Below are 12,511 nucleotides of genomic sequence, written 5' to 3'. Positions count from 1 at the left end.
AAACATATACTCCTTTAAAAACGTTATATTTGCAGAGTAAAATAAATTAAGAAAGAACAATGAAATATATCGGAGCACATGTTAGCGCCTCTGGTGGCGTAGAGTTCGCACCCATTAATGCGCACGAAATAGGAGCAAATGCTTTTGCGTTATTCACCAAGAATCAACGTCAATGGGTAAGTAAACCTCTAACAGAAGAAAGTATCAGTCTCTTCAAAGAGAATTGTGAGAAATATGTTTTCCAACCGGAATATATCCTTCCACATGACAGTTACCTTATCAATCTGGGGCATCCGGAGGAAGAGGGACTTCAAAAAAGTCGTGCCGCTTTTCTGGATGAAATGCAACGTTGTGAGCAACTTGGATTGAAGCTTTTAAATTTCCACCCCGGTAGCTCTCTCAATAAAATATCAACAGAAGATTGCCTGTCGCTTATTGCAGAAAGCATTAATCTCGCTTTAGAAAAAACAAAAGGAGTAACAGCTGTTATTGAAAACACAGCCGGGCAAGGCAGTAATTTAGGAAGCGAATTCTGGCAATTGAAATATATCATTGATCGGGTAAACGATAAGAACCGGGTAGGTGTTTGTCTCGATACCTGCCATACCTATACCGCTGGTTACGATATTGTCAATGAATATGATAAAGTATTTGATGAATTTGATAAAGAAGTCGGATTCAACTACCTCCGTGGTATGCACTTGAATGATTCTAAAAAAGCATTAGGCACCCATGTTGACCGCCACGACAGCATTGGTAAAGGATTGATTGGCAAAGCTTTTTTTGAAAGATTAATGCAAGATTCCAGATTTGATAATATACCGTTGATACTCGAAACTCCGGATGAAAGTAAATGGAAAGAAGAAATTACATGGCTAAGAAGTATGGAATAATGAGACAAAAGAATAAAAAATACAAGTTATAGAATACATTTTCGAAAAATTATTCAACTTTTCGATGATTGTGTTGAATAATATATATATCTTTGTGCCCGTAAGCCTTTGACCTCCAAAGAACTTACGGGTTTATTTTAAAACACAAAACAGACTTAAATTATCGCATAAACAAAAAACAACGCATATGAAGAAGTTTTGGTTAGCATGTACAATGATTATTGCAATGGGTGTAAGCAGTTGTGTAGACAGTGACAAAGACTTATACCAGGAAGATCCAGGAACTGGTACTAATCCCTCTAGTTTCTCTACCGTACAAAAAGTACAAGTAGAAATTGACTATTCCGATTCTGAATCAAGAGTCCCTTTCTCCATTTATGATGGAAATCCATTAATTGAAGGTGAAAACACTATTGCCTTAAAAGAAAATGTTCAGGCATTAGACGGTGCATGGACAGACGAACAAGGTAAATTTACCGCAACGGTTGATTTGCCAGCTTATGTATCTGATGTATATATCGTTTCTACATCACCTTTCGCCAGACGAGCAATACCTGGGAAAATTGTTAATGGTGTTTTGAAAGTATCAGACACAGATGAGCAACCTACGACTAGAGCATCCTACAGAGAATCCACAAAATTTGATGAGAATAGATTTGATAATCTAGGATGGAAGACGAATCTAGGTAAATACGATGAGTACAGTGGAGTCATTTATTACGCTTATAAAGGTAAGGACCCTAAACTCACATTGAGTAAATCTGAAATGAATGAATTACGTACTACTGTAAATAAAGTATTGAATACTTTTAAAGATTGTCCTGAAGATTATCGTACTCAAGCAGATTTATATGTAGAGAAAGATGAAACAGCCGTAGTATTAACAGCATTGAAAGGTTGGACATGTTGGAACAGCTCATTAGGCTACTACTATTACCGAGCTGATCAGCTTCCTACTAGCCTGAAAGACGTAAAGGTATATGCTATATTCCCCAATACCCAAATGACGTGGAATAACGGGAGCCTCAAAGCTTCTCCTCAAGGTATAGAAGAAGGTACAGCTGTACAACTAAAATATTTTGATGATCCTGAACACCCGGAGGGGACGAACTTTCCCAAAGGATATAGTATCGGTTTTGTTCTCGCATGCAACGCATGGAACACTTATTTTACAGGTTTCAATAGCCATACTCTAACCTATGGATTTTATGCTTGCTCCACAAAAGGATTCAGCACAAAAGTTAATAGCGGTATAGATGTACGTACAGCTATGTTTAGAGATAAAAACAACAACATTGCTATTGCTTTTGAAGATTTCATGGACGACCAAAACTTTACAGATGTTGTGTTCTCATTAAAAGCTAATCCTGAAATAACCAATGTTCCTCCTGTAGATGAAGACTTGAATACAACCATCGAAAAAACCGGTGTATACGCATTTGAAGATGAATGGCCTAAAGCTGGTGATTATGACATGAATGACGTATTGGTTCAGTATACTTATCAAAAAGTTTTCAATATATACAATGAAATCTTAAGCGAGTCATTTACGTTTAAAACTTTATATAATAAGTATACAGTATTCACTAACGGATTAGGTTTCACCCTTTCAAATGCAGGAAATGCACAGTCAACCGAATACTTAATTAAGAAAGAAGGTGAAAAAGGGTTCACTGTAGCTTCGGGAACTGATAAATTTACCCGTGAAAGTAATGCAATCATATTGACTGATAATGTCAAAACAAACCCGAATGCCGAATATAAGGTAACGTTCAAATACGGAGATAAAAATTCAAATAAAAAACAGGAAACATCAATCGACGCATTCATTTATCGTCCCAGCAAAGAAGGTAATCGCTTGGAAATTCATTGCCCAATGCAAAAACCGACTTCCAAAGTCGACACTTCTTTCTTTGGACAAAACGATGACCGTTCCAAGCCCAATGAAGGTATTTATTATGTATCTAATCAAGAGAATATTTATCCTTTTGCATTCTATTTGGCAAATGCCAACGCTGATGATATTGCAGAATTAAAGAATTTCAATAAAAATGAGAAAAAGCCTATCAATGAAATCTATCCTAAATTTATAGATTGGGCTAAATATGGTACAAACTCCGATTGGTATAAGAAAAAATAAATACTTAATATACTAATACAAGAATAGCTGAAAGAGAGATTCTTTCAGCTATTCTTGTATATATCAAAGGATAAGAGTCAGACAATTAATAAATATTCGCCATACTGACTAAAGGTTCATACAGTTTCTCTATATCCTGCGAATCCATCTCTATTTGCACCTGATCGCCGGGCATTAATATCTGCCCTTTAGGAGGCAAATTCTTCCGGTCACGATGAACATTAATTATCACACAACGCTCCGGTAAACGAAGTTCATCTACTATTTTCCCGTCTAAATAAGAGCCGCTCATTATTTCTACAGACAATGTGTAACGCGGTTCTTCCTTAAATGCAGGCGAATGAATCATATCGTCATACAAAATAACATTGAACGGTTTGATTTGAAGCATTTCCGTAAAATAATAAGTTAATCCTCCTACAACAATAGAAGGATAAAAGACTTCCAAATGCCCCGTAATCTCGGTTATTAGTACAATAGCTGTCAAAGGGGTACGGATTACTGCAACAAGGAATGCAGACATACAAATCAACATGATATAACTAATATTCTCATAAGCAATAACACCCTGTTGAACCATAATTAATCCCACTATTTGTCCAAGAAGTCCTCCCGTCACCAGCGTCGGGATAAAACTTCCTCCCGGTAAACCCGAAGAAAAAGAAAAAGTGCTAAAAACAAAATGCAACAACATCATGCCGACAATCCAGAGAATATGCGTGTCCGGATGCATAGCTTGTGATAACAAGAACTGTTCCCCTCCTCCGGTCAGATTAAACTCGGCCATAGAAATCAGAAAAGCGATAAAAAGCAAATACAACATCTTCACGTATTCCGGATGCTTAATAGCAGGGTAAATACGTTTCACCTGAAGAGTGGTGACAGAAAAGAACTTTCCAAAGACAGAAACCACTGCTGCCAGCAAAAGAAACAATTTCACTTGCCCCCAGAAAGTCATCTCCGGTACAATAGCATCAATATGAAAATAAGGATTGATCGGGAAAATCCAACTGGCAACTCCACCTGCCACTACTCCTGCCAAAAGAGTGGTAATAGCTGTTTTAGGTGCATCGAACCGCTCGATAGATTCGATCACCAACAATGATGAAGCCAATGGGGCAGCAAAAGCAGCAGCTAACCCGGCACCGGCGCCGGCAGACAATAGTTGTTTCCGTTCACCACTAAGCACCCTCCCCCATTTGGATACCAAATATCCAACATACGAACCTATTTGCACGGAGGGACCTTCACGCCCCAAAGACAATCCGGTACTTAATGCAAGTATTCCACCTACAAACTTTGCCACCAATTCCAGAAAAGGATGTTTATAATCAACCCTACCATTGATAACTCCACGTGTTTGCGGAATACCCCCACCGGTAATAAGCGGCATTTTCTTTACCAACCAGGATACGAATACAAGTATTCCCCACATCAAAAGAAAAAGAGGTATGTACCAATACCATTTGGGACGAGAATCAAAGAAATCGTGACGGAGATTAAAGAAAAACTGTAATAGGTAATGATAAGGCACAGCCACAAGTCCTGTCAGTAATCCTACGAAGATACTGACAAAGTACAGTCGGGCATCAATCAACTTCAGTTTAAAAATGCGCCAACGACCTTTATCTTTTATCATTTTTATCAGTCGAAACATTCAGCCAGCCTTACATTGTTTTTATACGTAGGACATACAACAATCAAAACCCTGCTGTGGTTTTCAAACTAATGAAGATTTAATTTCTAATTATTTTCCCATCAAATTCAAACGAAGTATAGCATGCACCATAAAGTAAGAACCTAGCGCATTATAATCAGTGTCACGAATGGCAGTAGCGGTTATCGTGCGTATCATAGAAATGTCCTGATGAAGAATATCATATATTTTGAAGCGGATTAGTAACTGTTTCCTCTTCAAAAAGGCTTTTGACAGTTGGCAGTTCCACATGAAATTTGCTTTGGCATAACCCTCATAACCATATCCGGTACGAAGAAAATAAGTCAGGTCATTATATAACTCCATCCCCCAGGGAAGATAAAGCTGCAATTCGGTTCCTGCCTGATAATCAAAAGTTTCAGTACGTTTCTCCCGTACGTCATTATAAGAATTGTTATAAGTCAGGCCAACAAGCCCTGTAAGTTCCATTTGGCGGGTACGATAAGTAATCCGTAGACGTTCACGTCCCGTTAAATGCTGTACGGAAGTTTTCACCGGTTCTTCTTTATTCAAGGTTGTATAGCCATTCTGATTCCGATATTGCAGATAGGAGTAAGTACGAAATATCCAGTTACGATTCTTAAAAGGGGTATTGAGAGAAAAAGAACCCATGGCCCGCCAATTACCATTCATATTGACCGGAGATGTAGTTCGTACACCGGTTTCACTATCATAAGTCACCTGATTAGTTACATTGTTAATGGTATTCTCGAACAAAGCGGTAGCTACCATATTTCGCTGATATTTGGTATTATAAGAATTGAAATTCAGCGTAAAAGTATTCATATATGAAGGCTTCAACGAAGGGTTTCCGACACGGATATTCAAAGGGTTGGTACGGTCGGTCACAGGTTGGAGATCACGTATATTAGGCTGTTTCCCTTTTCCCCTATACACAATTTGCAAACGGGTGCGTTTTGAAAACTTATAGCGGAAATTGACAGTAGGCGAAAAATTCATGACCGATCTTTCCAACTGATCTTCGGGAGCATCACTCAACAATGAATGGCTAACAGACTTTTGAGGTTCAAAATCAACACCAATATTATAATTATACTTCTTTTGTGAAGTACGTATGGCAAGGTTCACTAAGTGATTACTGTATTGATTTTCAAAACGGTTACTAGAGTCTTCATCAAAGTCAGGAGCAAACTCTTCCAGTTCCTTATCCCAGTCATAGACAAAACGATCCGAATTGTTCACTCTATACTGATAGCTGTAACGAAGTTGCAGGAAATGCCGCCACGGCAATGGTTCTACATACACCAGTTGCACCCGGTAATTATAGCCGTCAACATCATCCTCTATTTTCTGATTCTGAATCTTCTTCGTATTATTTTTGAAGTACCGGGTGGTGGAAAGGCTCTTTCGGTCTGTAGCTGAAGCATTAGTACCATAGTCTACCTTCAAAGCAACATTTCTCCCCAAACGACTCAATTTCCGGCTAAGTTGCAACATCATCGTCAGATTATACCGGGAATTATGATTGGTGCCGGAGGACTCTCTTTCATTCAACAAGACATCATTCCCCCACCCTTCCTGAAAGCCACTATTCTCTCTGTCATTGGCTGAGAAACGATATTGAGGACGGAAAATCAATGTAGTAACAGAATCCATTTTCCATTCAAGAGAAGCATTGGCTACCAGTTCGTGATTCTGTTGTCGGCTATGACTCGTGCCCAGATTGATTGATTTATCTTCCCGGAGAAAGTTGTCGACTGTGGTACGGCTATCTTCCAAACGATCGGTGCCGACATATTGAATATTTGAACGTAATTTAACGCGCTTCCAATCATAAGTCGCATTAAGCCCCAATGAGCGGGAGGTAGTCAGTCCCATCCGGCTACGGATATTGCCTGTTGAACTGGAAGATTCATTCTGTAATTCCGAGAATCCCTGGTTATTGGTATTATTCAGATTCCCGATAATGGTTAATTGAGAGTTTTCACGAAAACGGTTCAAGGTATTGGCTAATTCATAACGGTCTTTACTTCCATATCCTCCCATAAAATTCTCCATCCAGCCCCGTTTCATATTTTTTTTCACAGACAAGTCCAGAATCATCTCTTCCTCTCCGTCATCTATTCCCGTAAGACGTGCCAAATCCGATTGACGTTCATACGCTTTTAACTTCTCCACCATCTCCACAGGAAGATTTTTAAGAGCAGCTTTCGGATCATCAGAGAAAAACTCTTTACCGTCCACCAAAATCTTTTTTACTTCCTTGCCATGTATTAGCAACTTACCGTCTGCATCTATTTCACCTCCCGGAAGCTGTTTTACCAATTCTTCAAGCATTGAGCCTTCGGGAGTACGATAGGCAGAAGCGTTGAATACCGTTGTATCCCCCTCTGTCACCGCCATTGGAGCCTGCCCTACTACCACTGCTTCATCCAAAGCATAACTTTCCTGAGTCAGATTTATATCCCCCAATTCGTAAGAAGAGCTTTTGCTGGAAATGGGATGAAAAACCTGCTTATATCCGACATATGACACCTGTAATAATAAAGACTTCGCTTTAATTGCATGATTAGGAATGGAAACGGAAAGTTGAAATTTACCGATAGCATCCGTAGCGCCGCCGCCCAACAATGTACTATCCGGTAAAGCTAAAAGCCGGACCGTAGCAAACGGTACCGGCTGATAGGTTTCAGTATCAATCACACGACCGGAAAAACGCTCTTTACCGGACTGAGCAAAAACAGTCAAACTAATCAGTAACAAGACATAACAAGTAATCAAACGGTACTGAAAAGAATAAATATGGCTGTCTATGTTCAAATTGTGTTGATTTAGTAAAATAAAACTATAATAAAATAAACCTAATATTTATTTCTGGTCCGGACGTGGAGCGCGAGATCTTTGCCCCTGGTGATGTCCCTGTCCCGGTTTCTGTCCTTTTCTTCGATCAAACTCTTTCTTAAACTTATTAGCATTCATCTTCTCCTGCTGATAAATCTTCAAAATCTGCTTCTGCGAAAGTATCTTGCTGAATTCATTGTAATACTTTTCACGAACATCCAGCATTTTACGGCTTTGAGTAAACTGGTTCCGTAACATGGTCGCAATCTCGTCATCAGTCATGGACGGCCGTTCTTTCTTAGCGTCTGTGCCTTGTCCTTTAGTTTTCTCTGTTCTCGCCTTATGAGTCATCATACGACATTCACGCAATTCTTTCAGATACTTCTCGTATACCGGAGTAAACTTAGCTGCCGTTGCATCATCCAACATCAATGTTTTTACTATTTGTTTAGTCTGCATCTGCACCATTTGTTCTGGTGTAGGACGCTGTTTTTTTTGTTTGTTATCCGTATTCTGTGCAGACAAAGTCATCTGGCTTCCCATCAGGAGGACGGCCATAATTACATAAATAAATTTAGTCTTCATAATCTTCACGTTTAAAATAATTGATTGAGTTACTTAATTCAAAAATATATCATTTTCAGAGAAGCTGACGAGCTCTTCCAACTCCTCATCCGATAGTTCTTTAATCCATTTATCTACAGATTCTGTACCATTAGCTAATACTTTCGAAGAAGACGTTTTCACCTCATCTGTTTGTCTCAAAGATGGAACAAACAAAAATCCGATCAATACTGCCGCCATGGTAATCACCGTAGAAATAATCAGCTTCATGTGAGATTTCCGCTGTTGCTTCACTCCGGCGCGTTCCATCACCTTTCGTTGCACATCCTCGAAGAATCCATCGGGGGTACGGTAAGGTGTCCGTTTACCAATATCGTCAAAATCAAAATCCTTTTTCATCATTCTATCTGTTTAATATATATTCCTTAATCTTCTCTTTCGCATAGTGGTAATTCACTTTTAGTGTATCCACTTTGCTATCCAGTACACGGGCAATCTCTTCATATTCAAGTTCATCGTAATAACATAAGTTGAATACAAGCCGTTGCTTTTCAGGCAAACTTAGAATGGCCTCCTGAAACTTCACTGCCAGCTCATTTTCATAATCAATATAATCGGAAGCCTTCAACTTGCCCATCAACTCTTCCTGAACATCTTCTGCAGAAACAACTCCCTCATCTTTACGACCGTTCAGCAAGCGTAAACTCTCATTCGTGGCAATCCGGTAAATCCAGGTTGACAGTGAACTTTCTTCGCGAAACTGATCGATATACCGGAACACCCGGATAAAGACTTCCTGAAGCACATCCTCCGCATCTTCATGAGATACGACCAGTCTACGGATATAATTATATATCGGTACCTGAAAAGAGTCCATCAACATCTTGAATCCCCGTTCGCGATTCGAGGCACAAGCTTCACGAATTTTATTCTCGTTTATCATCAATTCTTTTTCTGAGCTTTATTAGTTAGAACGAAGAAGAGCGGGGAAGTTAAATACGGGAATCCGCATTTTGCTTTTATTAACAAGAAAGAGTAAGAGAGAAGCTGCGCATAAGATATAAAAAGTGCCTCCATATCCTTTGTAAAGGCGATGAAGGCACTTTTAGTAGTTTATCTATAAGTTGTAAACAAGAAAATGATTACCAGAACTTATTGTGTTCCACACTATATTCAAAGCCCACGGCTTTCAACTGATTCACTAATTCATCCTTGTCCACATTCATATCTTCACAAAGTTCGTCAAGTGAAGAATAACAATCACGTAACTTCATATTGATGACGCTGAACAACATCATCGGATCTTTTGGTAATTCCATAACATACAATCTTTTAAACCGGATGCAAAGGTACAGCAATCTCATTGAATGACAAAACAAATCAATCACCTATTTCTTCTATCTTCAAAGAGATCTTTTCTATCAGTTTACTGATTTCCTCTTCCAATGGGATCACGTTGAAGTCCCTCCAGAAGTTCTCATCATATTTGAAATAGGTGTCAGAGAAGATGGTACGGGTGGGCAATCTGTCTGTACGGGGAAATACGACCACTTGCTCGGTATCCACCTTGCAAGTAATCATCTCAAACCAGATATGAAGATCCCGGCTGCCGAACAGCATTTTTACCCGTTTCACTTTGAAATGAAGATCTCCACGGATATGGTGTATGTAATAAGTCCCTTGCCACGGTTTATAAGAAATTGTATATACCACCTTTTGAGAAATCATTCGCACGTTACGCGTACGCCTTTCGACAAACATACCTGCCGCATTCTTCACATATACAGGATGAACTTCCAGACGGGCTTGCAATAGAGCACTTGTCTCGGAATCAAGAAATAGCTCTCCACAAAAAAGAGGTTCGCTGATTCCCTTTTTCTGCTCAAAATGCACCACATTTACAAATCGGTCCTCTAAAAATGTTACTCCTTCTGAAGTATAGTCATAAATACCCTTCTCTACACTAGGAGTCAGGAACTCGGGCATATCTTTGATGATATCCATCTGGATACAAGCCTGAATTCCGGATTTTACTTTTACAAGCAAGCTGTCTTTTGCTTCTACATTACTTAGCCGACTCATCTTCAACAGCTTCACCTGATCCGGTACAGAAGAATATGAGGATGTCTTATAAACCTTAAACACAGCTTCCGACAAGTTTTGAAATTTGTTTTTCAACTGAACTCCTTCACGATAAAAAGTAGTCAGATATACCGGAGTATGCGAATAATTCTTATTCCGCCGCTCAATCATTTCACGCAAAAGTTTCTTTGGATCACTTCGACGAATCACCACTTCCTGCAAAGGGACAACTTTAGGTTCGAGACTAAGTATATTGTGCCGTCCAATCAGCAAAGCAAACTCTATGTCCTGTGAAAGATAACCTATATGAGAAAAAGTAATCGAATCATTTTTCAAAGAATCGGGTAAAGACAGTTTAAAATCTCCATTCTGATTCGTTATACTGCCAATAGATGTTCCTCGCACTCCAACAGTAGCAGAAGAGATAGGTATTCCTGTCTCCTTATCCAGCAAAGTACCGATAATGACAAAGTTTGTTATCTGTTCCGGAACAAAATCTTGTTGCACACGTACCTTTTTCTCCGAAGGGAGAGTAATCAGGATGTGAGTGCCCATCACTTGAAACTCCAGACTGGTATTTCCTACGATGTCATACACTGCCTGACGAATGGAACGTTCGCCTCCCTTTATCTTCACTACTGCATCATTATCAATGACTTTACTATCATAAATAAACATATATCCCGACTGTTGAGAGACATCACTCAACAATGAATAAACAGTACCTTTTATCTTGGGAAGTCTGACTATACGTTCCAGCACATCACTTCCATCCGCTCTCATCATATCGACGAAGAAGAAGAGTATCAGCAGAACGGACAGATAATGATAAGACTGTTTCATTTTTCCCAACTTTAATGAGTTCTATTCCGATAATAAAAGAATATCTCCTTGCCGGATACATTGCAGACCGAGCGCATTAGCTATCAGATTAGCTATAACTTCAGAAGATTCGTCAGAGAATTCGACAGTCAGCCGACGTTCCTCCAATGCCGGTGAGACAACTTGTATTTGCAAACTATCCGAATTCAAATTCATGACTTTCAGAATGTTCGCTAACGATTCATCTTTAAATCGTATATGCTTAAAGAAGCTCCCCCACTCTTCATTCTCCTTATCTGTATCCAAAACGACTAATCGTTGTGATCGCACTACTACCATTTCCCCCGCTTTTACATAACACTCCTGATTTCCTTTTTTTAGAGTAACCTTCACTATCCCTCTTTGTACGGATAAACGGAACGGAGCATTTTCATCACTTTGCACACTAAAAGCAGTACCTAGCACTTCAATCTTAGCTTGCTCCGTGTCAATCCAAAAGGGTTGTCCCTGCTTCTTTGCTACGTCAAAGAACGCATTTCCCTGTAGACTCACTTCCCGTTTATCAGCAATAAAATGTTTCGGATATAACAGGGAAGTTTCTTTTGCCAAGAGTACGACAGAACCGTCTTCGAGAGTCGTTGCCAAAGTGGAAACACCTTGATTTTCCTGTGTAAGAAGATGCTGTACCAGTTCTTTATCAGAACCGGTCACCCAATACAAAGTTCCCCAAATGACGCCTATCAAAACGGCGGCAACTGCTCCGTACCTGATCCATTGTGAATATTTGCGTGTATGGTGGCCTTCATCCACTTTCGCAAGTAAACGGTCATTGTCCAAGCGATTATACAATCGATTCCACGCCTGATCTGTCTTTATTTTATAAATATCTGTTTTCATCACTTCATGTGAATATAAATTTCTACTTCTTCTCGTAATGTCCGGAGGGCTTTTGTCATTTCAGCCTCTACTGTCTTAACAGAAAGCGAAAGCTGCGTCGCTATCTCGACATATTTCCGCCCTTCCAGACGATGCATCTCGAAAATCCTCCGTCTGCGAACCGGCAGCTTTTCAAGGGTTCCATTTATGAATCTCTCCAATTCCTCATACTCCATCTGTTGATGAGGATCTGTTGACTGCTCTGGGTTGGAAGTAGTCAATACAGTTTCACGGTATCTGTTCCGAACTTCCTCGTGTTCGCAATACTGCAAAGATTGATTACGAGTCGCTCTATACAAGTAACTTTTAACGGACTGAAAGATCTGTAAGCGCTCCCTTTCTTTCCAAAGTACATAAAAAAGTTCCTCCACAATCTCTTCAGCCACTTCCATTTGCCCGGTAATGCCTGCCGCATAACAGCAAAGAGGAAAATAGTAACGGCGAAAGAGTTCCTCAAACGCTTTTATGTCACCTCCCTTTATCTTTTTTAGTATGAGCAGTTCATCCAGCATACTTGCTTTTCTTTATGATTGACCTCAAATATAAGAAAACTAT

General features: G+C 39.5%; 11 protein-coding genes. 2 read left to right on the top strand and 9 right to left on the bottom strand.

Going from position 1 to position 12,511, the window contains the following annotated elements:
• Positions 1–59: 59 nt before the first annotated feature.
• Together nfo and N5O98_RS15610 are read left to right on the top strand one after the other, a co-directional pair.
• The gene (gene nfo / locus N5O98_RS15615; RefSeq protein ID WP_004312483.1) at positions 60–893 is read left to right on the top strand and encodes a deoxyribonuclease IV; all 834 of its coding nucleotides are present in this window, start codon (positions 60–62) and stop codon (positions 891–893) included.
• 187 nt (positions 894–1,080) lie between these two features.
• Positions 1,081–3,033 carry an LruC domain-containing protein gene (locus N5O98_RS15610; RefSeq protein WP_004312484.1) on the top strand — a complete coding sequence of 651 codons (1,953 nt, stop codon included), beginning with the start codon at positions 1,081–1,083 and terminating at the stop codon, positions 3,031–3,033.
• An 85-nt stretch (positions 3,034–3,118) separates the two neighbouring features.
• Here the strand turns inward: N5O98_RS15610 and N5O98_RS15605 are convergent, their stop codons facing one another.
• The 9 genes from N5O98_RS15605 to N5O98_RS15565 all read right to left on the bottom strand — a co-directional run bounded on the left by N5O98_RS15605 (position 3,119) and on the right by N5O98_RS15565 (position 12,468).
• Positions 3,119–4,690: a ClC family H(+)/Cl(-) exchange transporter gene (locus tag N5O98_RS15605; protein WP_022199059.1), complete on the bottom strand. Its 1,572-nt coding sequence runs from the start codon at positions 4,688–4,690 to the stop codon at positions 3,119–3,121.
• A gap of 90 nt (positions 4,691–4,780) precedes the next feature.
• Positions 4,781–7,531 (bottom strand): outer membrane beta-barrel protein, encoded by a 2,751-nt coding sequence (locus N5O98_RS15600; RefSeq protein ID WP_022199058.1) that lies wholly within the window; start codon positions 7,529–7,531, stop codon positions 4,781–4,783.
• 48 nt (positions 7,532–7,579) lie between these two features.
• Positions 7,580–8,137, bottom strand: coding sequence for a hypothetical protein (locus N5O98_RS15595; RefSeq protein WP_004305707.1), 558 nt, complete (start codon positions 8,135–8,137; stop codon positions 7,580–7,582).
• Between the two features lie 33 nt (positions 8,138–8,170).
• Entirely contained in the window at positions 8,171–8,515 is a 345-nt protein-coding gene (locus N5O98_RS15590) for a hypothetical protein (protein WP_022199057.1), read from the bottom strand.
• Positions 8,516–8,519: 4 nt separating this feature from the next.
• Positions 8,520–9,059 carry an RNA polymerase sigma factor gene (locus N5O98_RS15585; protein WP_118161236.1) on the bottom strand — a complete coding sequence of 180 codons (540 nt, stop codon included), beginning with the start codon at positions 9,057–9,059 and terminating at the stop codon, positions 8,520–8,522.
• Positions 9,060–9,258: 199 nt separating this feature from the next.
• Positions 9,259–9,435 carry a DUF4250 domain-containing protein gene (locus N5O98_RS15580; RefSeq protein WP_004302174.1) on the bottom strand — a complete coding sequence of 59 codons (177 nt, stop codon included), beginning with the start codon at positions 9,433–9,435 and terminating at the stop codon, positions 9,259–9,261.
• A gap of 61 nt (positions 9,436–9,496) precedes the next feature.
• Entirely contained in the window at positions 9,497–11,041 is a 1,545-nt protein-coding gene (locus tag N5O98_RS15575; RefSeq protein ID WP_022199055.1) for a carboxypeptidase-like regulatory domain-containing protein, read from the bottom strand.
• A gap of 21 nt (positions 11,042–11,062) precedes the next feature.
• Positions 11,063–11,917, bottom strand: coding sequence for a FecR family protein (locus N5O98_RS15570; RefSeq protein ID WP_022199054.1), 855 nt, complete (start codon positions 11,915–11,917; stop codon positions 11,063–11,065).
• Positions 11,917–12,468 (bottom strand): RNA polymerase sigma-70 factor, encoded by a 552-nt coding sequence (locus N5O98_RS15565; protein ID WP_004305689.1) that lies wholly within the window; start codon positions 12,466–12,468, stop codon positions 11,917–11,919. Before N5O98_RS15565 ends, N5O98_RS15570 begins: the two co-directional genes overlap by 1 nt.
• Positions 12,469–12,511: the final 43 nt, after the last annotated feature.

Source organism: Bacteroides sp. LFL-34 (assembly GCF_027257075.1).
Classification (GTDB): Bacteria; Bacteroidota; Bacteroidia; order Bacteroidales; family Bacteroidaceae; genus Bacteroides; species Bacteroides ovatus.
Note: the sequence above shows the minus strand (reverse complement) of the source record. Positions and strands in the feature narration are given on the sequence as shown.

What these genes read in the sequence shown, in the direction of transcription:
- N5O98_RS15595 (WP_004305707.1), bottom strand. Translation starts at nt 8,137, where the DNA reads ATGAAGACTAAATTTATTTATGTAATTATGGCCGTCCTCCTGATGGGA.
- N5O98_RS15590 (WP_022199057.1), bottom strand. Translation starts at nt 8,515, where the DNA reads ATGAAAAAGGATTTTGATTTTGACGATATTGGTAAACGGACACCTTAC.
- N5O98_RS15580 (WP_004302174.1), bottom strand. Translation starts at nt 9,435, where the DNA reads ATGGAATTACCAAAAGATCCGATGATGTTGTTCAGCGTCATCAATATG.
- N5O98_RS15610 (WP_004312484.1), top strand. Translation starts at nt 1,081, where the DNA reads ATGAAGAAGTTTTGGTTAGCATGTACAATGATTATTGCAATGGGTGTA.
- N5O98_RS15565 (WP_004305689.1), bottom strand. Translation starts at nt 12,468, where the DNA reads ATGCTGGATGAACTGCTCATACTAAAAAAGATAAAGGGAGGTGACATA.
- N5O98_RS15575 (WP_022199055.1), bottom strand. Translation starts at nt 11,041, where the DNA reads ATGAAACAGTCTTATCATTATCTGTCCGTTCTGCTGATACTCTTCTTC.
- nfo (WP_004312483.1), top strand. Translation starts at nt 60, where the DNA reads ATGAAATATATCGGAGCACATGTTAGCGCCTCTGGTGGCGTAGAGTTC.
- N5O98_RS15585 (WP_118161236.1), bottom strand. Translation starts at nt 9,059, where the DNA reads ATGATAAACGAGAATAAAATTCGTGAAGCTTGTGCCTCGAATCGCGAA.
- N5O98_RS15570 (WP_022199054.1), bottom strand. Translation starts at nt 11,917, where the DNA reads ATGAAAACAGATATTTATAAAATAAAGACAGATCAGGCGTGGAATCGA.
- N5O98_RS15605 (WP_022199059.1), bottom strand. Translation starts at nt 4,690, where the DNA reads ATGTTTCGACTGATAAAAATGATAAAAGATAAAGGTCGTTGGCGCATT.